24 protein-coding genes are annotated in these 23,881 nt (G+C 35.3%); 20 read left to right on the top strand and 4 right to left on the bottom strand.

Going from position 1 to position 23,881, the window contains the following annotated elements:
* Nucleotides 1-47: 47 nt before the first annotated feature.
* Both ACQKOF_RS07320 and ACQKOF_RS07315 read left to right on the top strand, forming a co-directional pair.
* Nucleotides 48-1,265 carry an ROK family protein gene (locus tag ACQKOF_RS07320; protein ID WP_427555016.1) on the top strand — a complete coding sequence of 406 codons (1,218 nt, stop codon included), beginning with the start codon at nt 48-50 and terminating at the stop codon, nt 1,263-1,265.
* Between the two features lie 101 nt (nt 1,266-1,366).
* Nucleotides 1,367-2,017, top strand: a complete 651-nt coding sequence (locus ACQKOF_RS07315) for a DUF4085 family protein (protein WP_427555014.1) — start codon at nt 1,367-1,369, stop codon at nt 2,015-2,017.
* Nucleotides 2,018-2,216: 199 nt separating this feature from the next.
* On the opposite strand, the gene ACQKOF_RS07310 is transcribed toward ACQKOF_RS07315, so the two are convergent.
* On the bottom strand, nt 2,217-2,792 hold the full coding sequence (locus ACQKOF_RS07310; RefSeq protein WP_427555012.1) for a TIGR00730 family Rossman fold protein: 576 nt from the start codon (nt 2,790-2,792) through the stop codon (nt 2,217-2,219).
* Nucleotides 2,793-2,935: 143 nt separating this feature from the next.
* Here ACQKOF_RS07310 and ACQKOF_RS07305 point away from each other — a divergent pair, with 143 nt between their 5' ends.
* The 3 genes from ACQKOF_RS07305 (at nt 2,936) to ACQKOF_RS07295 (ending at nt 4,485) form a co-directional block, all read left to right on the top strand.
* On the top strand, nt 2,936-3,253 hold the full coding sequence (locus tag ACQKOF_RS07305) for a MazG nucleotide pyrophosphohydrolase domain-containing protein (RefSeq protein ID WP_427555010.1): 318 nt from the start codon (nt 2,936-2,938) through the stop codon (nt 3,251-3,253).
* 25 nt (nt 3,254-3,278) lie between these two features.
* The gene (locus ACQKOF_RS07300) at nt 3,279-3,722 is read left to right on the top strand and encodes a GNAT family N-acetyltransferase (protein WP_427555008.1); all 444 of its coding nucleotides are present in this window, start codon (nt 3,279-3,281) and stop codon (nt 3,720-3,722) included.
* A 256-nt stretch (nt 3,723-3,978) separates the two neighbouring features.
* Nucleotides 3,979-4,485: a hypothetical protein gene (locus ACQKOF_RS07295; protein ID WP_427555006.1), complete on the top strand. Its 507-nt coding sequence runs from the start codon at nt 3,979-3,981 to the stop codon at nt 4,483-4,485.
* A 77-nt stretch (nt 4,486-4,562) separates the two neighbouring features.
* Here the strand turns inward: ACQKOF_RS07295 and ACQKOF_RS07290 are convergent, their stop codons facing one another.
* A complete protein-coding gene (locus ACQKOF_RS07290; RefSeq protein ID WP_427555004.1) occupies nt 4,563-5,735 on the bottom strand; it encodes a multidrug effflux MFS transporter in 1,173 nt (390 codons plus the stop codon).
* A gap of 609 nt (nt 5,736-6,344) precedes the next feature.
* Between ACQKOF_RS07290 and ACQKOF_RS07285 the strand changes: the two genes are divergently transcribed.
* The 3 genes from ACQKOF_RS07285 to ACQKOF_RS07275 all read left to right on the top strand — a co-directional run bounded on the left by ACQKOF_RS07285 (nt 6,345) and on the right by ACQKOF_RS07275 (nt 8,234).
* Nucleotides 6,345-7,208, top strand: a complete 864-nt coding sequence (locus tag ACQKOF_RS07285) for a GNAT family N-acetyltransferase (protein ID WP_427555002.1) — start codon at nt 6,345-6,347, stop codon at nt 7,206-7,208.
* Nucleotides 7,209-7,296: 88 nt separating this feature from the next.
* Complete coding sequence (locus ACQKOF_RS07280; RefSeq protein WP_427555000.1) at nt 7,297-7,827, top strand: GNAT family N-acetyltransferase; 531 nt, start codon at nt 7,297-7,299, stop codon at nt 7,825-7,827.
* A 191-nt stretch (nt 7,828-8,018) separates the two neighbouring features.
* The gene (locus ACQKOF_RS07275) at nt 8,019-8,234 is read left to right on the top strand and encodes a hypothetical protein (RefSeq protein WP_427554998.1); all 216 of its coding nucleotides are present in this window, start codon (nt 8,019-8,021) and stop codon (nt 8,232-8,234) included.
* Nucleotides 8,235-8,429: 195 nt separating this feature from the next.
* Here ACQKOF_RS07275 and ACQKOF_RS07270 read toward each other — a convergent pair whose 3' ends face one another.
* Nucleotides 8,430-9,602: a DUF3533 domain-containing protein gene (locus tag ACQKOF_RS07270; RefSeq protein ID WP_427554996.1), complete on the bottom strand. Its 1,173-nt coding sequence runs from the start codon at nt 9,600-9,602 to the stop codon at nt 8,430-8,432.
* Nucleotides 9,603-9,756: 154 nt separating this feature from the next.
* Here ACQKOF_RS07270 and ACQKOF_RS07265 point away from each other — a divergent pair, with 154 nt between their 5' ends.
* Together ACQKOF_RS07265 and ACQKOF_RS07260 are read left to right on the top strand one after the other, a co-directional pair.
* Nucleotides 9,757-10,377: a TetR/AcrR family transcriptional regulator gene (locus tag ACQKOF_RS07265; protein ID WP_427554994.1), complete on the top strand. Its 621-nt coding sequence runs from the start codon at nt 9,757-9,759 to the stop codon at nt 10,375-10,377.
* Nucleotides 10,378-10,589: 212 nt separating this feature from the next.
* Nucleotides 10,590-11,366, top strand: a complete 777-nt coding sequence (locus tag ACQKOF_RS07260; RefSeq protein WP_427554992.1) for a class I SAM-dependent methyltransferase — start codon at nt 10,590-10,592, stop codon at nt 11,364-11,366.
* A 168-nt stretch (nt 11,367-11,534) separates the two neighbouring features.
* On the opposite strand, the gene ACQKOF_RS07255 is transcribed toward ACQKOF_RS07260, so the two are convergent.
* Nucleotides 11,535-11,939 (bottom strand): glucosamine 6-phosphate synthetase, encoded by a 405-nt coding sequence (locus ACQKOF_RS07255; RefSeq protein WP_427554989.1) that lies wholly within the window; start codon nt 11,937-11,939, stop codon nt 11,535-11,537.
* A gap of 464 nt (nt 11,940-12,403) precedes the next feature.
* Between ACQKOF_RS07255 and ACQKOF_RS07250 the strand changes: the two genes are divergently transcribed.
* The 10 genes from ACQKOF_RS07250 (at nt 12,404) to ACQKOF_RS07205 (ending at nt 23,827) form a co-directional block, all read left to right on the top strand.
* The gene (locus tag ACQKOF_RS07250; RefSeq protein ID WP_427554987.1) at nt 12,404-13,015 is read left to right on the top strand and encodes an undecaprenyl-diphosphatase; all 612 of its coding nucleotides are present in this window, start codon (nt 12,404-12,406) and stop codon (nt 13,013-13,015) included.
* Nucleotides 13,016-13,538: 523 nt separating this feature from the next.
* On the top strand, nt 13,539-15,362 hold the full coding sequence (locus ACQKOF_RS07245) for an IucA/IucC family protein (RefSeq protein ID WP_427554985.1): 1,824 nt from the start codon (nt 13,539-13,541) through the stop codon (nt 15,360-15,362).
* Nucleotides 15,334-17,088 (top strand): IucA/IucC family protein, encoded by a 1,755-nt coding sequence (locus tag ACQKOF_RS07240; RefSeq protein WP_427554983.1) that lies wholly within the window; start codon nt 15,334-15,336, stop codon nt 17,086-17,088. The genes ACQKOF_RS07245 and ACQKOF_RS07240 overlap by 29 nt, the downstream gene beginning before the upstream one ends.
* Nucleotides 17,089-17,090: 2 nt before the next feature.
* Nucleotides 17,091-18,323, top strand: a complete 1,233-nt coding sequence (locus ACQKOF_RS07235) for an AMP-binding protein (RefSeq protein ID WP_427554981.1) — start codon at nt 17,091-17,093, stop codon at nt 18,321-18,323.
* Nucleotides 18,320-18,577, top strand: coding sequence for a petrobactin biosynthesis protein AsbD (gene asbD, locus ACQKOF_RS07230; protein ID WP_427554979.1), 258 nt, complete (start codon nt 18,320-18,322; stop codon nt 18,575-18,577). Before ACQKOF_RS07235 ends, asbD begins: the two co-directional genes overlap by 4 nt.
* 13 nt (nt 18,578-18,590) lie before the next feature.
* Nucleotides 18,591-19,565: a DUF6005 family protein gene (locus ACQKOF_RS07225; RefSeq protein WP_427554978.1), complete on the top strand. Its 975-nt coding sequence runs from the start codon at nt 18,591-18,593 to the stop codon at nt 19,563-19,565.
* Nucleotides 19,562-20,386 (top strand): sugar phosphate isomerase/epimerase family protein, encoded by an 825-nt coding sequence (locus ACQKOF_RS07220; protein WP_427554976.1) that lies wholly within the window; start codon nt 19,562-19,564, stop codon nt 20,384-20,386. Before ACQKOF_RS07225 ends, ACQKOF_RS07220 begins: the two co-directional genes overlap by 4 nt.
* 808 nt (nt 20,387-21,194) lie before the next feature.
* Nucleotides 21,195-22,892 carry a hydrogenase maturation protein gene (locus tag ACQKOF_RS07215; RefSeq protein WP_427554974.1) on the top strand — a complete coding sequence of 566 codons (1,698 nt, stop codon included), beginning with the start codon at nt 21,195-21,197 and terminating at the stop codon, nt 22,890-22,892.
* Nucleotides 22,893-23,048: 156 nt separating this feature from the next.
* Nucleotides 23,049-23,498 (top strand): HTH domain-containing protein, encoded by a 450-nt coding sequence (locus ACQKOF_RS07210; RefSeq protein ID WP_427554972.1) that lies wholly within the window; start codon nt 23,049-23,051, stop codon nt 23,496-23,498.
* A gap of 107 nt (nt 23,499-23,605) precedes the next feature.
* Nucleotides 23,606-23,827, top strand: a complete 222-nt coding sequence (locus tag ACQKOF_RS07205) for a hypothetical protein (protein ID WP_427554970.1) — start codon at nt 23,606-23,608, stop codon at nt 23,825-23,827.
* The last annotated feature ends 54 nt before the right edge of the window (nt 23,828-23,881 follow it).

Raw genomic sequence — 23,881 nt, 5'->3', positions numbered from 1 at the left:
ATCATATAAAATATAGGTAATTGATAAATTCATTTTTGGAGGACTATATGTTAAAGCAATTTGTAGGTTTATCATCACCGAAAACAAAAAGTCTAAAACTTTTATATAGCTTAGTTCGCAAGTTAGGGCCAGTTAGAATAAACACACTAACTGAATTAACTGGATACAAACACGTAACGTGTGCACGATTATTAGATGAGCTTGTACAGGAAGGCCTTATATATGACAGTGGAATTGGTGAGTCGAGTGGTGGACGTAAACCATTAATGTACGTCATTAATCCTGATAAATACTGTTTGATTGGAGTAGAAATAACTAGTTTATACACCACGGTGTTGCTCCTAGATTTAAAAATAAATATCATAGATGTCGAAAAATTAAAGATGGAATCACACTGTACGGGAGAGTACACGTTGAATTTTGTAACTCGATGCGTTAATGAGTTATTAGATAAACACAACATTCCAAAAGATAAACTTCTAGGAATTGGAGTAGGGGTTATTGATTCAATTGACAAAGAGAGCGGAGCTATTATAAATTCTCATTTGTTTCCCGCTGGAGGGTGGGATCATCTAAACATTGTCGACTATTTACAACAACAAAATGCTACTCATGTATTTTTAGATAATGGGACAAATTTGGCAGCATTAGCTGAATACCGTAATAACTATTGGAATAAAACAGATAATTTGATTTTTGTCTCAAGTGATATGGGGATTCGCTGCGGTACAATATTACAGGGGAGGTTGGTTAGTAATAAAAACGAAATGGCTGACGCTTTTGGACATGTTATCGTTGATGTACATGGGAGACTTTGTTCGTGTGGGTCATATGGCTGTTTACAAGCATATAGCAGTTTGCCAGCCATTCGTAATGAAGTAGTACATCGTTTGAAGCGTGGTAATTTTTCATCTCTTCAAGAAAAGGTTAATGATGTAGAAGATATCGATTTTCACCATATATTAAATGCCTTAGAGCAAGAAGATCCACTTTGTTTAGAGGTAGTGAAGGATGCAGCTTATTATTTTGGCATCGGACTTAGCAATTTAATTTTCTTAATGCGTCCAGATATAGTCATCTGTGGAGGAACCTTAGTACCAAAACCGCTTTTTTACGAAGTGGCTTATGAAACAGCACTAAATCGATTAATGCACTATCCTAACAGTAATGTCCAGATTATTAAATCAACAACAGCCTACAATATCGTTGCTCAAGGTGCAGGATGTATGGTATTGGATTATTTCACTGAAGAGCTACTGACTTAAATAGTGGAAGTGCTAGTTGGAGTTCTAAAAATCACCTCTTTAGTTTTTCTTAGAGGTCAAGATAAAGATTAGTAAGAAATGTACGAACGGGGGATTTTAAATTGAAATATTTCACTCAAAATTGGTATCGTGAAATGCAAGTCGATGGTTTTTTAACTTTTCCTGACTCTAAAGAAGATTGGGAAGAAAGTTTAAATTGGAAAAACGAAGATGGGACGAGCTATATTGAAATGTTACAAGCAGAGTTGGAATGGCGAAAAGATGATTTATTAACATTTCTTCCAGCGCCATTTCATCCATATATTTTAGATGGCTCTCTAAAAACTGAATATCCATCTAAAGAATTACGAAAAATGACTGAAGAGTGGAATGAAAATTATCAAAGTCGTAGTCACGATTTAAGTAAACAGTATATGGAACAATTTGAAGAAATAAAAGAGCAGCTCCCATCTCAAGTTCTTGAAATACATACAAAATCATTGCACGATGGAGAAGTATTATCTTTCTCTTCAACTGAATCTACAATTACGCTTATTATAGCTGGAACAGGAGTAGGTTGGTATGGCACAAATGTAAAACTAACTTTTAGTGATGTCGAGAAATGTTTGATTCCAGAACAATTAGAAGGTTCTTGGTGGCTATATGATGAAATCTATAAAACTGAAACAGGGTTTGAATTACACATATTATTTGACTGTCCACTCTGTGAATTAATGATACAGGCTAGGGAATTAAAGATTGAGACAGTATAAGAAAATTTTTTATTAGGCTGTTTTCTTAAAGATTGTTGCTATTCAACTAAACCAGCTAATAGATTGTCAATACGCACAACTCAAATAACCCTCCGAATTTAATTTTGGGGGGTATATGAAAAACAGCTGAATTCATATGTTCAGCTGTTTTTGAATATGTAAGATAATAGATAAATCCAATCCAATATCCTAAATTTATTCATTTACTCGTTTGATATGTTTTAACTGCAGGTGGAACATAGGCTGCACATTTATCTAATAGCGCTGCAACATCTTCATCTACAAGTAGGGCATTTCGAGATTGGGCTTGTAAAAATTGTTCGTTTTGCATATGGTCAAATAACCCAATGAGTAAATTGTAATAATGATTGATATTTAAAATCCCACAAGGCTTTTGCAGAAGGCCGATTTGATTCCAAGTGAATACTTCAAAAAATTCTTCTAACGTACCAGGGCCTCCAGGTAAAGCGATAAAGCCATCAGCTAGTTCCATCATTTTGCTTTTGCGTTCATGCATAGAATTGACGACGATTAGCTCTGTTAAATGCTTATGAGAAATTTCACGTTCCTCTAACAACGTCGGAATAACCCCAATCACCTTGCCACCTTCACGAAGAACCGTGTCTGCAACTGTTCCCATCACACCTACACTCGCTCCGCCATAAATTAAGGTAATATTACGTTTTGCTAATTCTTTTCCTAGAAGAATAGCTCCTTCTTTATATGCCTCAGAAGCACCGATGCTTGATCCGCAAAATACTGCAATACTATCCATCATTGTTCCTCCATATCTGATAAGTATCTTTCCGCATTAACGGGCAGTGAACTTAAAGCAGGGGATGAAAAAACCCCACTGATTCACGTTTCACTTTTATAGTATAATTTAATTTCGAGAGGAAAGAAATGGAGGAAATAGAAATGGAATTAAATGAATTTCAAAAATGGTTGAAGGATTACTATGATACACGTGGTTGGTCTGATTTAAGTATTTTTACGCGTATTGGCTTCCTAGCTGAAGAAACTGGAGAAGTAGCAAGAGCTATACGAGCGTTAGAAATTGGTAGGGATAGACCGGATGAAAAGGTTCAAACATATGAAGAAAATAAGCAAGAATTAGTAGAGGAGCTTGGAGATGTTTTAGGGAATATTATTGTTATCGCTAATAAATATGATATTTCACTGGAAGAAATTTTTTCAGCTCATCAGGAAAAGCTAATGGAGCGTTATAAAGCATAGAATTACATATGGAAAGGGGATTCATATGGATTATCAAGTTGAGATTTTATTAGAAAATCACGAAGACTTTACTACGTTTTTAAATGCAAAGATTAAAGAGTACAACGATGAACATTCACCGTATCATAAAGAAAGTAGACAAAAGGGTTCTATTCGTCCGTTAAACTTAATCGTAACCGATCATCAACAGCAATGGATTGGCGGAATCACTGCTGAGGTGTATTGGGGTTGGGTAGAAATCAATAAGTTTTGGTTTAGTAAAGAATTCCGTGGAAAAGGCATAGGTGGACAGCTACTAGCGAAAACTGAAGAAACAGCCAAGCAAATGGGAGCAACGAAGGCATTGCTAACTACATATGACTTTCAAGCACGTACGTATTATGAAGCGAGGGGCTATGAGGTTGTAGGTGAAATAAAAGATTATCCGCCTGGAAGTAGCTATTATACAATGGTAAAACATCTACTTTAAGTTTAGAAAGGCTGTCTGATTAACTCTTTGTGACAGCCTTCTATTATATCCTTATTTATCCTCAAATCACAACTAATCAAATTCAATAAGTTTCTCCAAGTTCCTGTAACCACATCAGAATTGCCAACCTCAATTATTTAAATGTTATTGCCATTTTCTATAGGTACGTAATCAGATTATTGTTTTAAAAATATATGGCTGAAAGATGACTAAAAAAACGCCCTAATGCCAAACTTATAATAAAGGGGAGATTAGTGTGTATTCGATATCAAATTTTAAATTACTTGTTGATAAGCAGACAGAAATTGATACCATTCATCAAAATTGTGATCAATTAATACAGACAACTGTAACACCTAAATTGGATGCGGAAGTCAATACTTTGTTAGATGCCATAAATAAAAAACTAACCGAACAAGGCTTTACGATTACAGTGACATCTACTGGACTAATCGCAAAATATAGTGAAGCAGTTATTAATATTGACAAGCATTCGAAAGATTTGGAGGAGTGCTTTTTCATTAATTTAAATAATTATGCGGAGGATCAAGTTGCCATTGTTTTAGACGTTTCTGATACAATGATGCCGAAAATCTCCAATAATCTCGATGGCTACGCTGAGATTATCGAGCAAATGACCGATACATTAAAGTACGCAAAAAGTCTTGAAAAAGCTTGTACTTCACCAAAGTTTATTTATAAAACTCAAAGCAATATCATTTTTCATTCTGCAGATGAAGTAGTCAATCATTATTTTCAGTAAAGAACAGCCACCCTAATAGATATATAGGGTGGCCGATAAAGGAAGTGCTATTGATTATATATTCCCGCTACAATATTTTAAACAATAAACCTTCTTCCGAATAATAACAGTATCATCGATAGGATGAAGAAATATAGTGGCATGATCATCAATGAACCATTATGCAGGAAACTCATACCTGACGTTATGAAGCTTACGAGTAAGTAATAGCCTAAGCTGAAAATCGCGCCAGCTGTCCCGATAACGTCCTGAAAGTTAACAAGCGCAAGGCTTAAGCAATTAGGTAGAGCAATCCCTGATCCTAATAACGTAATAAAAATGGTTACTAAAATGCCTATTAGTAAGACGATATTAGGCAATGGTAATATACTAACGATTAGTAGTAATAAAGCACCGACAGTCATCACAAAACAACCGAGATGAATTACTTTTTCTGGCTGATATTTGTTGACGAGTCTTTTGGAAATCATGGCACCAATAATAGAGGCAAGAGCCACAATTATGCCAAGAAAACCATAAAGTCCTGGTGATAAATTGAAATGGTCAATAAAGATAAAGGGAGCTTCAGCATAGTAACTGAATAACACGCCATTTATCCCACCAATCAGCAATCCAAATACAAGAACCCTTGGTGATGAAATAATACGTTTTACAACTGGGAAAATAGCAATTCTTTTTCTCGCTGATTTATCTGTTGTTTCAGGAAGTCTGAAATAAGCGTAGATAAACAACAAAATACTCATCGCAACGAGCACCAAGAAAACAGCTCTAAAACCAAGTGCTTGATCGACCCAGCCACCAATCAGTGGCCCTACAGCAGGGGTAAAGGCAATCACCGCAGAAATTTGGGCAAACAGCGCATGTCTTTTACTGCCAGATACGCTTTCTCGCAAAATGGTTTGCGTAATAATCGAGCCTGTCGCCGACCCAAAAGCTTGTATAATTCTACTTACTAATAGAAAAGTAATTGTTTCTGCATAAAAACACAAGAAACTCCCAATACCATAAAAAATTAAACCGCCAAGCATGGCCGGTCTTCGTCCAATAAAATCAGAAATCCATCCCCAACAAAAGACACCAAAAGCAAACCCTATAAAATAAATACTTAAGGTTAACTGAACAGAGCTATTGGAAGCATTGAATGCGTCTGAAATATCAGGTAGAGATGGTGTATAGATTGTCTCGCTAATCTGTGGAAAAGCTACAAGAACAATCATTAATAATAAAGATGGTGCTACATGTTTTTTCAACTTATTGCCCTCCTACAAGCAAAATCTACTTCTTTAGAAAAGAGTAGACGTAGCTAGGGAAACGGCGGGACCATTATAAGTATTCGTTCATAAGATGTCATTTTTAATCACCTAAATATGCTTAAAGTAGGAGTGCATAGTCTAGCTTCTATTATATAGATATTTGCTATTTTTAATAGACTTAAATAGAAATTATTTCAACATTTATTGAAATTTAGGGGGATGATTATGGTATAAGGTTTGAGTGACATGTGTTTAAAACCGTTGTTATGTGTAAAAGTTGATTGGAGTGGAGACTGAGCGACTCCTTGGGGATCAGCGATAGAGGAACGAAGGCGAAAATCATCACATCCTGTGCTAACGCCTTCGTGACCAACATCGTGTTGGCCCGAGACCCAGGAGCGAGCAACGCGAGTGAAGCGGCTCATCGGACGCCCCCAGGAAGCTCTGCTCTGCGCGAAAGCGAAGCGTCAGCGGCAAAGCGCTCAGTCGGAACGGAAATCAACCACACGTTATGATGATAAATCTAAATTTTTTAAAAATTCCACTTGTACATAATAGAGTATGCATATAAAATAGAAACAAATGTTCTTGAATGAGGGGAAAAGAATGACTACATTTAATCAATTACAGTTAGTATTATTCGATGCAAATGATATTCCAGGATTAATTGCGCTCTCTGATTCTGTCGGTTGGGATTACGATGAATTCGAAATTAGAACGGTGATGATGTCAGGCAAAATATTTGGGCACAAAAATGCTGAGGGGAAGATTGTTTCAAGTGCTGCCATTATCACATATGATTCAAATCTAGCTTCGATAGGTATGGTCATTGTTCATGAAAATTACAGAGGGCTCGGTTTAGGGAAATTAGCTACTCAAAAATGTATTGAAAGTGTTTCAGAACATACAGCAATTATGCTCGTCGCAACGAAAAACGGTGAACCGTTGTATAAGAAAATGGGCTTTACCACAGTAGATTATGTACATAAATATCTGACTGACAATTATGTCGGTGCCCATAACTTAACTTCTAATGAGTATACGATTGAAGATTTTACTGAGCAAGATTTTGCTGATATTGTCAGCTTAGATGCTGCTGCCTTTGGAGATAAAAGAAGTAATTTTCTACGGAATAGGATAAAGCAATCTAAGCATTGTATTGTTGTGAAAGATCATCATGCAAATATTATAGGCTTTGGATTGTCTATTTTAGGTCCAATCAATCTAATTTTAGGTCCGATTATAGCACCTGATTCTAAAACAGCTAGTCTTATAATTAATATTTTAGCGAAAGACCATAATGGGAAATTTAGAATTGATATACCATCTGGTCATGTTGAATTTATAAAATGGGTAGAACAAAGTGGTTTTACAGAGGCAAATACACCTCCTGTTATGATTCTTCATGCCGAGAAAATGCCGATAAGAAATAATACGTTATATGCTATAGCAGCGCAAATTTTTGGATAAAATCTCTTAAACAAAGTGAGCACACTTTGTTTTTAAAGGATTTAAATGGAAGTATGGAGAATATATGATATCAAAGGGGGGAGATCCAATGTTTCCTAATTTAGAGACAGAAAGACTTTTGTTAAGAGAGCTGACGCAGGATGATGCGGAAAGTGTTTTTAATTGTTTTTCAAATGAAGAAGTCACACGCTATTATGGACAAGAGCCATTTATAGAGATACAGCAAGCTGAAAACTTAGTGAAATTATTTTCAAAGAATTTTTCTGGAAAAAGAGGGATAAGATGGGGAATTGAAAGAAAGGGAACAAAGGGGATAATCGGGACAATTGGTTTTAACGGTTGGTCGCCTGCTCATAGACGAGCAGAAATCGGTTATGAAATTCATCCTGATTATTGGAGAAAAGGATATACTCAAGAAGCGGTTACCGAAATTGTGTCGTATGGCTTTGAGCATATGGGGCTGACTCGTATTGGCGCTGTTGTTTTTTTAGAAAACGAAGCCTCAAATAAGCTGCTTACCAAAATAGGTTTTCAAAAAGAAGGAATTCTTCGAGATTATATGTATCAAAACGGTCAGGAACACGATACATTTGTCTATTCCATATTAAAAAATAGATAAGGAATGCTTTCTCTCGAGAATAAATTCTATTAACCTACGAAAATATAATTACGGCATCTTTACATACCTTTTATTGGTTAATAAATGATAACTAAGACATGGTTTTGTGCTTACTTTTTTCGGTTATAGTGCTAGTAAAGGTTAGAATTTTTATTAGTAGTGAAAAAGTAACGGTAAGGGGCTTAGGGAGAATGGAAATACAATATAGCACAACTTATTTTGAAAAGTTAGATTTACTTGAAATTCTATATGCAGGGCAGGAAGCGTTAAAAGAAGCGCTACCTACGCACAATGTCAGTAAAAGTAATTTGGAGCGCTTTGAACTAATAGAAGCAGCCATTGCTAAGCTAAATAAGGAAATTCGAATTCTTGAGTTAAACATTATCCAGTCCGTAGATTCAAAATAAATTAAATAAAAAGAGGCTGGGACAAAAGTGTTTCAGCCAACAAAAATACCGAACTATCCAATGAAACGCTCATGAAGTGTTTCGAAATAGTTCGGTTTTTCTATTTATCGTGTTTTGTTAATTTAGAGGTTATTCGGCTTTATGAAGGAACCATTTAGTTATGTCCCACCTCTTTTTGTTGGGCTTCAATCGATTTTAAACTTCTCCCTCTTTCATATCAGAGCTTATTCCTTCTGGCGAATAATCGTCTACTTTATAGGAACTACGTTTTACCACAGATAGAAGTAGTACTAAAATACTTACAACAGCAATCCAGCATAATGTAACTGCTGAAGTGCCCCAAAGTTCTCCACTGAAGAAAAGAATCTCCTTTAATCCTTCAAACATAAAGCGGAATGGTAACCATGGATAGATCCAATCAGCGTAAAAACTAGGCAACATTTCTGGTGCGATTTGTAGAAGCGGTAAACCAAAGAACATTAAAAGAACGAAAATTGGTAAACTCGCAAATTGAATCCATGTAGTGATAGCTAGTATTAATAAAATAAATGTCGCGCAAGTCAGTGATAAAAATAGAGCTACATGGTTAAAATCTGCAAACTCAAAATCCAGCATCCAAGTAGTGTACCAAGTTAATATATACCCTCCAAATAAACCAATGATCATAGCAATCAGAGCTTGGAATCCTCGGAATTTTAGTTGCTCCAATACAGAATTAAACTTGCGATTTCTTCCAGTAAACCATAAAAGAATAGCACTGATTAAACTACTCATCCAAATAGGCTGGAAGAATGAAAGTGGTGCATTGCTTAATTTACCGGTTTCATGCACATTGACTATTTCACTTTGGATAGGCGTTGAATAAGTGTGGGCTTGATTAGCATTTAACGGGATATTATTTTTTTCAGTAACAGCCAATAATTGGGCACTGACATTGTCATTCATTTTTTCGACTATTGTAGATAAAGCTTGTGTAACTATATTTGCAACGTTTGCATTTTTACCTTGGTTTATATAAATTTTAAGCATTGCTGATGTAGGTGTTGGTGTTTGGAATGAAGCATACTTATCAGAAAAATCTTTAGGGATATAAATAGCTCCATACAATTCTTGGTTCGCTAATTTTTCTCTCATTTCTTGTTCATTTTTTAATACTACCCATTTAAACGGTGATTCCTTTGTTGCTTGTGAATTTTTTTGAATCAACTCAACAAAAGTTTGCCCCATGTTACCTTCATCCTCAAGAACAAGACCGATTGGAAGATCTTTAGGTGATGAATGGGCGCCAGGGATTTGTGTTGCTACAAAAATGAAGGATAATAAGAGTACAGCAACAAACGCTATACCGAAAAACTTATTTTCTTTCATAGGTATTCTCCTTTCAGATAATGTACATTGTGTTGATTATTTCTTAGTTTGATTATATACTCTAAAAAAATCACTTCCTATAATCAAAAGCAGCAAAAGTGTTCAATACTAAACATATAAAAAAATGTGTTCATTAAAAGGGAGGAATGATTCCATGACAAAAACGGATCGACGAATTGTACGAACGAAAAATGAAATTAAACAAGCATTTTTCTCTTTACTTTCTGAAAAGAACTTTGAAGCTATCACGGTTCGAGATATTACGGAGCGTGCCAATATTAATCGCGGGACTTTTTATTTACACTACGTAGATAAATACAATTTATTAGAACAGTACGAGAACGAAATTTTTGAAAAATTCAACGCTATTTTAGATGAAACTACCAATTTAGAGTTGGATATCAATCAGTTTAAAGATGAACGATTGCCTGTGATGATCCTAATTTTACAAGTGTTTTATGAAGAAGCTGATTTCTTAAAATTAATATTAGGTCCAAATGGTGATCCATTTTTCCATGAAAAAATGAGACAGTTTTTTGTGAGATACTTCAATGCTTATCTAGGTAATCGGATTGATAAAAGTAATTGGAGGTTTCCGATTGAATTAATATTAGCGTATAACTCAAATGCTATTTTAGGAGTTATTACGTACTGGCTACAACACGATACGCAACAATCCCCAGAGGAAATTGCTACTATGTTGATAGAAACCATGTTAAAAGGAACTTTTGAAGCTAGTGGATTACGTTCAATTATTGAAAAAGATAGTGAGTAGAGGAGATAACGAAGTCTCTTGAATTTAGCTAAGATTTAAATCATTTGAAAACTCAACGATATTTTCTGTATCACTGCTAATTATCGATAATAAAAACTTATTGATATTAATAATTAACATTGATTTTACTTATGTATCGAATGATTGTAAAATAATGTTAGGCAAGAATATCCATAAAGACTGGTATAAAAGAACAGAAAAGAGTGATGAAGATGGGCATTGATTTTCACAATAAGGACAATCGAACTACTTATACAACTCGACAGGCTGACCACTCGTGGATGGAAGCAATGAAAGAACTTGTCCCTATCATGAATACTTCGAAGGCTGCAGATATTGGCTGTGGTGGAGGAATTTATTCGAAAGCATTAGCAGATATGGGCGTACCTTCTGTGGTAGGTGTAGATTTTTCACAGGCTATGCTCGTTGGAGCAAAAGAAAATTGTAAAGACTATCATAATATTACTTTCAAGCAAGGAAATGCATTGGCTACAGGTTTAGACAATAACAGCTTTCAGTTAGTACTGGAAAGAGCTTTAATTCATCATATCCAAGATTTAAAGGCTTGTTTTCAAGAGGCATATAGAATTTTGGAGGATAAAGGGGTTTACATTATCCAAGACCGTACACCTGAAGATTGTTTATTAAAAGGTGATGACTACCATATTAGAGGCTATTTCTTTGAGTGTTTTCCAAAATTAAAGGAACAAGAAATTAAACGCAGACATAGTAGTGAGCTAGTAGGTGAGACACTTAAGGCAATTGGGTTTAGCGAGATTGAAGAAGTGAAATTATGGGAAGTAAGGAATGTGTATGAACAGAAAGAGCAATTGCTAAAAGATTTACGGGAAAGAACAGGGAGAAGTATTTTACACGATTTAGACGATGAAGAATTAAATGAATTAGTGAATTATATTGACAAGTCGATTTCAACTGAGGGCTCTATAGTTGACAAGGACAGATGGGCCATTTGGAAAGCAGTGAAATAATCAATTCTTTATCAAGTGTTGAGGGGAGTTATCCGTCGACTGAGTGGTTCAATCCGTCAGTAGGGCTCTGCTATCTGTCGGTTGAGTGATTCAATCCGTCAGTTCGACCTTTCTATCCGTCGATTCAATAAAATGAAGCTCTCGTTCATTTCAAACGAGAGCTTTTAACTATTTATTCTCTCCTACTAATGCGAGAATGTATTTGTCTCGATCTGCTTCCTCCTGCATTTTATTATCGACCAGCATTGCACCGTTTCTCACATTTGTCATATCACGGTCAACTAAAAATTGAACATTTACTTTTGCGGTTTTATTATTGACAGGACAGTCTCCTTTATATTCTACAACATCCTGTCCTTTTTGAGTTTCAAAATACACCCAATATGGATTTTGACAAGCGTTTGCAAAGCTGGATTCTAAAGTTTTACTACTATTTTCGAATGAATAGTTTTTAACATATGTAATATATTCATTATCTGTAATGTCCTTTTGCGGACCGTAAAAGTACCAGAATACCCCTAAAATTCCGATTGGCACTATCCACAGTATGTTCCTTTTGCTTAATTTCCCCATATTTGAAGCCCCCCTTTATAAAATTATTTTATCATCTTTATACTGATTTTTGCTAGCTTACTATAATATTTTCTAGTTTATGATTTAATCTTATAGAAAACGTTTTAGGGAGAGATATGGATTTTTCTCAGCTCGTCTGAAGTTTGTTGATGAATTTTGTAAATAAAAGAAACTCTGAGGCTTATAATGACGTCATTTATGAAAGTAAGCAGGTATTCAACTGGAATTATTTGAATTAAGTCTCTACTTTTGGACGACTATAACACTAAGCTCACGTTTATCTTCTATTAAATAGAGGACATTACTTGCTACATTTTTAACTTCTTTCAGCGGGTGTCCAAACATCAGCTGAAAGAAGTTAAAGCCTCCGGACGCAATTATGCCGAGGCATAATTGATAAATGAATAGGAGGCACTTTATTTTTTTACTGAGAAATCAAAATTACAAGCAAGGAGATTTACAAAATGAATTATGGGATTTTTCACTGGATTAATGATTTAGCTAGTCGTTATCCTTTTCTAGATAAAGGGATGATTTTCATCACTGATAGCGTTCCTTATGTCGTAATCGTATTTATGTTATTTTTATGGTTTACTGCAAACAAGGAAAAAAGGGCAGAAAAACAATATACTGCAATATACATTGTCTTTACATGTTTACTTGGATTGGGTCTAAACGCACTCATTCACTTTGTTTACTATCATCCACGACCATTCATTACATATGATGTTCATCAGTTAGTACCACATGCTGATGATTCTTCGTTTGTAAGTGATCATTCAGTATTAGTATTCGCTCTAGCGTGGACGTTACTTTTACGAAAAGATTCGTGGAAGTATCCTGTATTAGTATGGGCCATCTTAGTAGGTATTTCGCGTATCTTCGTAGGAGTACATTATCCAGCCGACGTGATTGGTGGAGCCCTTTTGTCATTTGGGTCAAGTTTAGTCATTATCAAGTTCTCCAAAATATTGGAGCCGGTCGTACAAGTTCTATTCATTATCTATAACAAACTAACGAAACATATCCCTTTTTTAGCAAAGTTCGGCCATAAAGATCTAAGTCAGGGGAATTAATAAAGTATAGATGAAGAGTCGCATATTAATGCGGCTCTTTATTTTGTCAACAAAAGAATAAATATAAAATAATGTGTATACAAAAACAAAGGTTAATTCACTCCGAGATAGCGTTTTCTCTTTGTAATATTTTGTCGTCACAATAGATCACAAATCAATAAAATCGGACAAGTGATATAAGAAACGATCTCTGCTGCTACAGTTTTACTTATTTCGATGGCTAGTATCGCTATATAGGTCTTTAGACATTTGACCATTTATGTATTTCCTGTATTATGTAGATATGGTTGAAAATGATAATCATTATCAATTGTGTCGCGTAGTTATGAATTTACTATCATCCTATAAATTTTTAGTGTTTTTTTAATTACTAGTAAATGTGTATCATTTGTCAGCAACACATTTGTTTCCATTTACTTCTTATTATCAGTCTTTCTAATTAGGAAGACAAATTTTTTTAACAATTGATGAGAACCATTATCATTTACTAGGTAGAAGATTTTGTGAAAGGATGGCTAATTACATGCAACAGATTGCTAAACAGATTGCAGAAAATGCAACGTTTCAGGCGTTTATGAATTGTTATATACGAGAAGTGAGAAGCGGACATTGGATCAAAAAGGAGGAGTGGATAACAGAACAGCAACTAACTATCCTTATTACAGAGGGACACATGTTAGAGCTTGAGTTGCCGATACAAAACACCCGTATTGCATTTGGTGTGGAATACAAATCTCTTGTTGGAAGACATATATTTGGTGTTTCGTTGAAGTATTGTACGAAAAAAAAACAATGGCTTGTCGAAGATAAATTAACGATACTCATCACGCTCATTCAAGAGCTACATTTAATGGCTAAGGCGGATGGATGTCCTGGATTTTCTTCCCATTTTGATGAACTCATTCTGCGCATAATTGAGAGCTATCAAACGATGGCAAATTATATTGAAAACAGTTTGGAAGATAAGAAACAAAATGGAGCAAACGATACATTTATTGAAGCTGAGCAGTCTCTCTTATTTGGACATTGGCTTCATCCGACACCTAAAAGCAGACAAGGTATGGCAAATTGGCAACAAATGAGTTTTGCTCCAGAGCTACAAGGTTCTTTCCAACTTCACTATTTTCGTGTCGACCGCAAAATTGTGAAAGAGTCCTCTGTATTAGAAAAAAGTGCGAGTGAACTCATTTATCAGTCTTTAACAAAATCACAACCTGATTTTGTTATGTCAGAGAAGGATTGCCTCATTCCGATGCATCCGCTTCAAGCACAGTGGCTTTTACAGCAACAGTATGTAAAAAAAGCGCTTGCTGAAGGATTGATAAAATACGAAGGTGCGCTAGGAGCATTGTATACAGCAACCTCTTCGATAAGAACAGTATATAGCTCAAATGAAGAGATGATGTATAAGTTTTCAATTCCTGTAAAAATAACGAATTCATTGAGGGTAAATAGAACGCATGAACTAAAAGCTGGAATTGTTATGGCTCGGTTAATGAATAAGATTGATTTCTTACAGAACCATCCATCTTTTCGGATGATTGATGACCCAGCCTATATGACTGTAGAGTTTCCAAATCAGGCGGAATCAGGGTTTGAGGTTATTTTTCGCTCAAACGTATTCCCAAAAGGACACGATGAAGGAATCTGCATGATTGCCGCTCTTGTGCAAGAACCTCTGCCAAAAGAAAAATCGAGACTGTATCAGCTCATTATGGAAATCTCTCAATCAGAATTCCGCTCATTAGAAAGCATAAGTTTAGATTGGTTTAAAGTTTATTGGAAATGTGCTATTGAATCATTATTAAGGTTATACGATGAGTATGGGATAGCTCTAGAAGCACATCAGCAAAATAGCGTGTTAAACATTTCTTCAGGTTATCCAACTACTTATTATTATCGTGATAACCAAGGATATTACTTATCAAAAACATATAAGGAAGAACTTCTTTCAATAGAGCCTTCTTTACATGAAACAGCTGAGCTATTTTACGAAGATGCACTTATTCATGATAGATTTACATATTATTTGTTTATGAATCAATTGTTTCCGGTAATTTCCCGATTTGGAGCAGATCAGCTAATCGATGAAAAAATTCTTTTGAAGTGGTCTATCGATCAACTCCACTTATTAGAAAAAGAATTTACAGGTCTCGGGAAGGCATTTGTTCGTAACATTCTAAAACAAGAAGAGCTTGCGTTCAAAGCAAATTTATTAACAAGATTTCATGATGTAGATGAACTAGAAGCCGAACTTGAACAAGCGGTATACACAAAAATTCCAAATCCGTTTGTTTTACAGTATGAGGAGGCAGAATATGCAGCAGCTACAGCCCTTAGCTTCTAAACAAGGAGAGCTACGTGTAAGGAGGCAGCTTGTAGAAGCAATGATTTTTGAAGGACTAATCAAATATGAAGAAACTCGTCTAGATAAATGGACTTCAATTCTTACTCTTGTTGGACAGAAGTGCACCTATCGTTGTGAAGGGAGAAGAATGGCATTTGACCGCATCCGAATAAAGAGAAATAGTATTTTTCTAGTAGAAAAAGATGAAACGATACTAGAGGCAACGCTTGAGGATCTAGTTGATGAATTACTTTTGACTCATAGAGACAAAGTTCGATTACTGAAAGAACTTCATTTAACGGGTAAGCTTTGTGAATGGAATGATCGTCATCTCCAAATGCCGATGTCGAGAAGAAATTCTAGCTACGAAGAATTAGAATCAGAAATCATTGAAGGACATCCATATCATCCTTGTTTTAAATCCAGAACCGGTTTTACGATCGACGACCATAAAGACTATGGCCCTGAGGCAAAGCAATCATTTACCCTTCAATGGGTTGCAGTGAGAAGAAGCTACGTACGAATCACTGTTCTTGAAGAAGAAGAGAACTTTTGGAAAGAAGAGCTAGGGCATTTGCTGTGGGGAGACTTTCTTGCAAAGCTTGCTGTATTCGATGGAACACTTGAAGAATATACGTTCTTACCTGTTCATCCTTGGCAATGGCATAACATGAAACATGAACTAGCTGGATTAATTGAGCAAAGAGATCTAATACCTCTAGATGTGCAAGGAGATTACTATAGGGCAACCCAATCAGTGCGAACATTATGGAATTTTTCAAATCCAAAAAAGGCGCAATTAAAATGCTCGATGAATATGGTGAATACCTCTTCATTACGAAAGTTACATTCTCATGCTGTTTGTGCCGCTCCTCATATTTCAGCATGGCTTAAACAGGTGATTCAATTAGACGCCTATTTACAAGGGGAAGCGTCTCTTATTGTACTGGAAGAATATGCAGGGATTATTTTTGAACCGAATGCAAAAAAGCATAGCAGAAAACTAGAAGGTCAGCTTGGCTCAATATGGCGAGAAAGTGTGCGCTCGTATATGAAGGATGAAGAGGAAGCGGTACCGTTTACGGTACTAATGATGATGGAGATAGATGGGCGTCCATTTATTGATGATTGGCTTTGCCGATATGGAACGGAGGAATGGGTAAAACGCTTGATCGAAGTGAGTGTTATTCCTGTGTGGCACTTGCTTGTAGCTCACGGGATTGCTGTTGAGGCCCATGCGCAAAATATGATTTTATTACATCAAAATGGGTGGCCGACTCGGGTTGTACTGAGGGATTTCCATGACAGTATCGAATATATGGAAGAATTCATTGCAGACAGAAGCCTTATTCCAGACTTTGAAACGATACACGAACGTTTTAAAGATGCACCTGTCGATCATTATTATTGGATGTCTTCTGTAGAGGCTTTACGAGAGTTAGCTATGGATACACTATTCGTGTTTCATTTAAGTGAACTATCTTATTTGCTAGAAGAGCAGTATGGATTTGCAGAAACACATTTTTGGAGTCAAGTTAAGGACGGAATACAGAAGCACTTTGAACGCTTTCCATCATTATGCTCAAGAAATGAACAGCTTCAGCATACTAGCACACAAATCTATGTTGAATCTTTGCTAACAAAGAAACTTCAAAATCAAGAAGAAGGTAATTTTCGACATATTGTCAACAATGCGTTGGCGCAAGCGGATAAAAAGGGGAAATGATGATGTTTTATGTCAATGATCAATTTTATACAGTAGAAGATATCGAGAAGCAATTTGAAATATATGAAAGCTTACCTTATCTAAGGGAGTGTAACAATCGCAGACTAGCTATTTGTACGGATGATACTTTCCAATATATGGCCCTTTGTTTATACATTCGCGAAAAAGGTGGATCAGTTGTCCCAATCCATCCAGCGACGCCAAAAGAGGGATCTGTGCGGATTGCTTCTTCAGCAGGTAGTCATCTTTTGATGTTCCAATCGATTGATACTTTCATCGAACTATCAAATCATTCCAATAACCAAGAAGGAGTATTAGTTCAAATGAGCTCAGGTACAACAGGAACTCCGAAATGTATTGAACGAACGTGGAGTTCAGTGGAAGAAGAAATTGAAAGTTATGTGAAGACTTTACCTGTCGATTCCTTGACAAATTCTGTTGTCGCTTGTCCGGTTACTCATTCTTATGGATTCATTTGTGGTGTCTTGGCTTGCATAAGAAGGGGAGCAAAGCCAGTTATTATTACGAACAGTAATCCTAAATATATTTTGAAAAAGCTAAAAGAATATCCTAAGCACATACTCTATGCGGCTCCAGCGTTACTATATACATTAAGTCGATTAATACCTATTGATCAACAATTTGATCGTGTGATGACTTCAGGAACTATGATGCCGCATAGCTGGTTGACATCATTAAGAGAGAAATCTCGGCAAGTTCTACAGCAGTATGGATGCTCTGAATCCGGGTGTGTTGCGATTCACCCGAATGTGGAAGATCCGAAAGAAATGGGTTACCCCCTTCCTCATGTGAAGGTGACAGCTGGTGACAAACAAACACCGAGCGAAATTATCATTGAATTGTCTACACAAACGATTTATACGAAAGATCTTGGCTATATAGAAGATAATGTTCTTTCTTTTCTTGCAAGAATAGATGACACGATTAATGTTGCAGGCTTAAATGTGTATCCGCAAGAAGTTGAAAGCGTGTTAATTGATGACCCAAGAATAGTCGAAGCAGTCGTATATAAGAAACAAGACAACCTATCAGGAGAGCGAGTATGCGCACTATATGTATCTACTGAACCAATCGATAATATGGAACTTAGAGAATGGTGCCGGAAATTTCTCGCTCCACATCAAATTCCGATGGAGTTTGTGTTTGTTCATGAAATTGAAAAGCTACCTAATGGAAAAGTAAGTAGAAAAAAACTTGGAGGCATACCAGTATGACGCGACAACAATTGATCAAGAGCATCTATGATATTATGGAAAATTCATTAGAGTTGCAGACACTGTCTTCTTTTAATGAAGATGCCCGATTAAATGAGGATTTGTATATGGACTCAATTATGGTCCTTCAACTGATTCTTCATATAGAGTTGGATCTTGGCATTTCCATTCCTGATGAGGTTCTTGTTCCTAAAGATTTCAAAACAGTAGGAACACTGGCAAGCTTTTTAGAAAAACTGCAAAAGGTAGAATAATCGGAGGCTAAAAATGATAAAAGTTCATTGTTTTGTAAGCTGTGTTTGTGAGGTTATTAAGAGAACGGAAGGCGTCGATCATAGGCCTTACTATTTTGGGGTATGGGACGCAGATTTTGATGTGCTCGATAATGGAGTGCTAACATACCACTCTGATCAAATTGATCATCATTTCTTTCAAACATGGTATGAAATGCTCTATGGAATCAAGCTATACAAATGGTATGACGAAAAGCAATCCAAACAAGAAAATATAAACAAACTGCTAAGGTTATTAGAGAATAAATCTCCACATCAACATGTGATGGTGATGCTGGATTTATCGATGCTTCCTGAGCGAGAGAATAAATTTCATCAACGTCCATTCCCTCATTATGTGATGCTAGAATCGACAGAAAATGAAGAAGATTGGTTTATGTATGACCCTGATTTTCGCTGGGAAGGGATTTTACCGAAAGAGAGAATTTTAGCTGCAATCCAAGAGCCAACTGTCGGAGGTGGTTATTACTTTAATTCTGAGACGATTATTGCTCCAACTACAGAGACGGTTGAAGCCTATTTTAATACATGTATAAAGCTTCATTGTAATCCGTTGACAGATGCAATTACCGAAATTATTAAAGAGTATATTGCAGGAAAAGAAAAAGAAAGTATGTCAAAACTTCCGACTGCAATAAAACAATTACCAGTTATTGCGATTAGAAAGTATGCATATGAACATGCGTTTGCATTTTTGGGGGAAGCACTTGGCCGCGATGAGGAAAGCTTTGACACATGGTGTGATGATATTGAGCGTTTAGTGAATGGCTATACAACGATTCAGTATCGAGTGATGAAACTTGTGATGACGCAAGATTTATTATTAGCTGAAGATATTTTTGTGAAGTTAGAAGAACAAAATCTCCTTGAGTTCAAGATTAAGCAAGGGTTACAAGAATGTTTTCAAGCATGGTTAACATTACAGCACAAGAAAGAGGTTATGTTATGAAACTATCTATCTGTACAATCTCGTTTCGACACCATCTCCACTCGATGGATCAATTAGCTCACTTTGCAAAAACTCAAGGCTTTCAAGGAATCGAACTCTGGGGTGTTCATGCAAAGAACTTGGCAGATGAACTTCATTATGGGGCAGATTGGCTAAGCTCTTACGGTTTGGAAACGAGCATGATTAGTGATTATTTGCCATTAGAAGCACCAGTTTCTGAGATGATGGCTGAAACAGAGATGTTATCATCACTTGCAAAGCGCTGGGGAACCAATAAGATACGTACATTTGTAGGTAAACAGGGCAGTTCAGATACGAGTAAGAAAGAAAGGGAAGAACTTATTTTCAGACTTAGAATGCTCTGTGATTATCTTGAGTCAAAAGGACAATATTTGCTTGTTGAAACACATCCGAATACATTGACAGATAATCTACCTTCAACAATGGAGTTACTCGAAGAAACGAATCACTCAAACCTACGAGTGAACTTTGACGTTTTACATATATGGGAATCAGGGATAAACCCTATTGTCGCCATGAAGCAACTTCGTCCTTATATCTTACATTTTCACTTTAAAAATATTGCCTCACGTGCACAACTTGGTGTTTTTTCTCCAAACAATGTTTATGCTGCATCAGGGTCTAGAGAAGGGATGGTTCCGTTGTTTGAAGGTGCAATTGATTATAATGAATTCCTAGCAGAAGTAGTTTCAATCGTGGAGGTAGATGCGTCATTGGAATGGTTCGGATCGAATGTGAAGAGCGTATTAGCAAAAGATGTACAGGAAGTTAAGAAGGCGTTACAGTTGGTGCAAGTATAATATGTAAAACTAAATATCCGTTTTCGTAAATAGAGAGAGGCAGAGAAATAAGTAAATTTTTAAAGAAAAATCCAAAAAAATCAGAAAAGTGCGAGAAATCAGGAATTGATTTCTCGCACTTTTTAAAGTTTTGACTAGTTTTGTCCCTTCCCCTATTTGATGCTAACCCATTCCCCCTCATCAGCAATAGAAGCTCTTACTGAAACGCCTTCAGCTTAGTGGAATTAAAGTTAATTATAACCAATGTAGCAAATCGTACTCATCAAATGACGAATAATTGAAGAACTAAAAATGATTATATAAAAATTAGCATAAAAAAATTTTTTCTGAAAAGCGGGTCAAACTATTGATATATCAACATTTAACGAGGGAGGTTTATAGTTCATTTCCAATATTCATAAATTGGTTATTATTTATAATTTGTCTATTATATGCCAATATTGTAATCTTGAAGTATGTTAATTTTGTCTATTTTGTGTCTTTCGTTGACTCACATCACTCGAAAAAATAAAATGAGATCATTGGGAAATTTTCCTAATTAAGGGCGTTTCTGCTGAAGGATTTTCAGTGCTTGAAATAGAAAATGCCCTCTTGTATGATGCATAATTGTCAACTGGAAAATGCCTCATCATCAAATAGGAGACTCCATTTAGGAATTCTAATACGAAAGATTAATCAAGTCTCAGAAAAAACGCTCGCCATTGGTTCAATTGGGTATACATTGTGCACCTATAAACAATGATAAGCTCGGTTATATTTTGTTTATCACTACCTACATAGGCTATAAAAAAGATATTGGAGGATTAAAATGAAAATATTATTTATAACATCCGCACATAACAGCTTGAGCCAACGCTTTTACGTTGAATTGACAGATAGAAAATATGAAGTGGATATTCATATCACCACAACAATAGATACAATGATTCAAGCAATAGAAGTTTCAAAACCAGATTTGATTATCTGTCCGTTCCTGAAGACGGCCATCCCAGAGGAAATTTGGAAGAGGTATGTATGTATTATTGTACACCCTGGTATTAAAGGGGATAGAGGACCTTCTTCTATTGATTGGGCGATCATGGGTCAGGAGAGAGAATGGGGAGTTACACTACTTCAAGCAGAGGAGGAAATGGATGCAGGAGATATTTGGTCTACAAACAATTATTCGATGCGTGAAGTTAGTAAAAGTACGCTATACAGACATGAAGCAACACATGTAGCTGTAGAAGGATTACTTGATTTATTGGTGAAGTTTAAGGAGTATCAAAAAGAAGAGTATTTTCCTGAACCATTAGATTATAATAATTCAAATGTGAAAGGTACACTTTTACCAACAATGAAACAATTTGACCGTAGAATTCATTGGTTTAGTGATAATTCTGAAACTATCGCAAGAAAAATTCGTTCTGCTGATAGTAACCCTGGAGTTCTTGATACCATATTCGGTGAAGAATACTATTTATTCGGTTGTCATGTAGATGACAGAGTTGTTGGGAATATTGGGGAAATTCTTGGCTATCGTGATGATGCAGTTTGTATAGGAACGATTGATGGAAGTGTTTGGATTAGTCACGTAAAGAAAAAAGGTGGGATAAAGTTACCAGCATCCCTTGCTCTTTCACATTTATTATGGAATGTTCCTGAATTACTTATTAACCCTTTTGACGATATTGAAGGTAGAACATATAGAGAAATCTACTATAAAGAAAAAAATCAAGTAGGGTACTTGCATTTTGATTTTTATAATGGGGCTATGCACACCTCACACTGTAAGAAACTTCAACAAGCCATTATAGAAGCTAAAACAAAAAATATTAAAGTATTAGTTTTAATGGGTGGACATGATTTTTGGTCTAATGGAATTCACTTAAATACTATTGAATATGCTGAAAATCAAGGGGATGAATCGTGGGAAAATATTAATGCGATTGATGATATGATTCTTGAAATTCTAAATACACCAGACAAAATTGTTATGACTGCTATGCAAGGAAATGCTGGTGCAGGAGGGGTCATACTAGGTCTCACAGGTGATTTTATTTTTGCAAGAGAAGGTGTTGTTTTAAATCCTCATTATAAAAAAATGGGAAACCTATATGGTTCAGAATATTGGACGTATTTATTACCAAAACGTTTGGGAAAAGAGTTAGCTTTTGAAATTACTGAAACATGTCCTGCCTTAAGTACATTAAAAGCAAAAGAAATCGGATTAATTGATGATTATTTTAAAGGTAATGTCCAAGAATTTTATGAAAAAATACAAAAAGTTGCTGAATATTGGGCATCTTCGACTCTTTATGATGAAATTATTGCAAATAAACAAGTAGAAAGAGAAAGAGATGAAAAAGAAAAGCCATTAGCAGAATATCGCAATGAAGAATTAGAACAAATGAAGATTAATTTTTATGGAGAAGATAAAAGTTATCATCTTGCACGAAAAAAATTTGTCTATAAAATAGCTTGTGATCAGCCAGGAGTTCTTCTAAATGATAAAATAACCAAATGAAATAATAAGTGCTTATTCCCTTTCCTATTTAAAAATTCCGAAAGAGGGAAAGCTAAACTTATGTTTGTTTTAAAGGGTTACATCCGTCAATATAGGAATGGGGATTTTAACTGAGACTATATTATGATTAACAAATAAACGATGAGGTGTGATGTAATGGAATATTATGGGAATGACGTAGAATTATTTGCTACATCTAATCACTCAAAACAATATGACTACCTTAAAGATCAAACTCTAGAATTAGTTAAAAAATTTAATTTAAATAATCAACAACTATCCAAATTATTAAATTTATCTGTAAGTGAGATAGAACACTTAATGAAAGATTCAGATATCATCACAAATGAAAAGTCCGAAGAAATTGATAATAAATTAACAATGTTAAATTTCGGATTTGAAAATTTCAATGTAAAAGAAAGAGTTAAATTAATATTGAATGATTTGCTAACGGATTATATGTTAACAACAGAAAGTTTATCTAAAATCATTTATGTAGAAGAAAAAGATCTTATAGATTTCCGAAAAAAAACACTACTTGATAGAGATATAGAATTAAAAATATGTGTAAATATTACCTTTCTTCATTTTATTTTACATAAATAATTATAATATATAAAAATTAATCCCAAATTGATGTGCGCCTGGCATGCGTATGAACTATAGGGTGCAAGTCTCGAACCCCGATGACAGAAGTAGAGGTTAGTTATCGAATGACACATATTACATGTTTAAATGCATTAGCGATTGTTGGTAATACAGTGATAAATGATAATTACTTAGTTAAATCACAGCAGCCTGATTCTGTCAAAATTGCACAAATTTTAATGAAGCTAGATGAAATCGATTGGCTTGCGACTGGAGATTTAAAATATTTGAAGGGTGCTACTGGTACAAAGATTTTAGTAAGTGATATTTTAAATTGTTTAAAGTAAAATAGTAGTAAGGTATTTCACATAAAACTCAACTAATCTGATTAGTTGAGTTTT

The sequence above is a fragment of the Lysinibacillus sp. NPDC093190 genome, from assembly GCF_050280425.1.
GTDB lineage: Bacteria > Bacillota > Bacilli > Bacillales_A > Planococcaceae > Lysinibacillus.
Note: the sequence above shows the minus strand (reverse complement) of the source record. Positions and strands in the feature narration are given on the sequence as shown.

Coding starts and splice junctions, on each gene's coding strand:
- ACQKOF_RS07320 (WP_427555016.1), top strand. CDS start 48: ATGTTAAAGCAATTTGTAGGTTTATCATCACCGAAAACAAAAAGTCTA.
- ACQKOF_RS07310 (WP_427555012.1), bottom strand. CDS start 2,792: ATGGATAGTATTGCAGTATTTTGCGGATCAAGCATCGGTGCTTCTGAG.
- ACQKOF_RS07305 (WP_427555010.1), top strand. CDS start 2,936: ATGGAATTAAATGAATTTCAAAAATGGTTGAAGGATTACTATGATACA.
- ACQKOF_RS07300 (WP_427555008.1), top strand. CDS start 3,279: ATGGATTATCAAGTTGAGATTTTATTAGAAAATCACGAAGACTTTACT.
- ACQKOF_RS07285 (WP_427555002.1), top strand. CDS start 6,345: ATGACTACATTTAATCAATTACAGTTAGTATTATTCGATGCAAATGAT.
- ACQKOF_RS07280 (WP_427555000.1), top strand. CDS start 7,297: ATGTTTCCTAATTTAGAGACAGAAAGACTTTTGTTAAGAGAGCTGACG.
- ACQKOF_RS07275 (WP_427554998.1), top strand. CDS start 8,019: ATGGAAATACAATATAGCACAACTTATTTTGAAAAGTTAGATTTACTT.
- ACQKOF_RS07270 (WP_427554996.1), bottom strand. CDS start 9,602: ATGAAAGAAAATAAGTTTTTCGGTATAGCGTTTGTTGCTGTACTCTTA.
- ACQKOF_RS07265 (WP_427554994.1), top strand. CDS start 9,757: ATGACAAAAACGGATCGACGAATTGTACGAACGAAAAATGAAATTAAA.
- ACQKOF_RS07260 (WP_427554992.1), top strand. CDS start 10,590: ATGGGCATTGATTTTCACAATAAGGACAATCGAACTACTTATACAACT.
- ACQKOF_RS07255 (WP_427554989.1), bottom strand. CDS start 11,939: ATGGGGAAATTAAGCAAAAGGAACATACTGTGGATAGTGCCAATCGGA.
- ACQKOF_RS07250 (WP_427554987.1), top strand. CDS start 12,404: ATGAATTATGGGATTTTTCACTGGATTAATGATTTAGCTAGTCGTTAT.
- ACQKOF_RS07245 (WP_427554985.1), top strand. CDS start 13,539: ATGCAACAGATTGCTAAACAGATTGCAGAAAATGCAACGTTTCAGGCG.
- ACQKOF_RS07240 (WP_427554983.1), top strand. CDS start 15,334: ATGCAGCAGCTACAGCCCTTAGCTTCTAAACAAGGAGAGCTACGTGTA.
- ACQKOF_RS07235 (WP_427554981.1), top strand. CDS start 17,091: ATGTTTTATGTCAATGATCAATTTTATACAGTAGAAGATATCGAGAAG.
- asbD (WP_427554979.1), top strand. CDS start 18,320: ATGACGCGACAACAATTGATCAAGAGCATCTATGATATTATGGAAAAT.
- ACQKOF_RS07225 (WP_427554978.1), top strand. CDS start 18,591: ATGATAAAAGTTCATTGTTTTGTAAGCTGTGTTTGTGAGGTTATTAAG.
- ACQKOF_RS07220 (WP_427554976.1), top strand. CDS start 19,562: ATGAAACTATCTATCTGTACAATCTCGTTTCGACACCATCTCCACTCG.
- ACQKOF_RS07215 (WP_427554974.1), top strand. CDS start 21,195: ATGAAAATATTATTTATAACATCCGCACATAACAGCTTGAGCCAACGC.
- ACQKOF_RS07210 (WP_427554972.1), top strand. CDS start 23,049: ATGGAATATTATGGGAATGACGTAGAATTATTTGCTACATCTAATCAC.
- ACQKOF_RS07205 (WP_427554970.1), top strand. CDS start 23,606: ATGACACATATTACATGTTTAAATGCATTAGCGATTGTTGGTAATACA.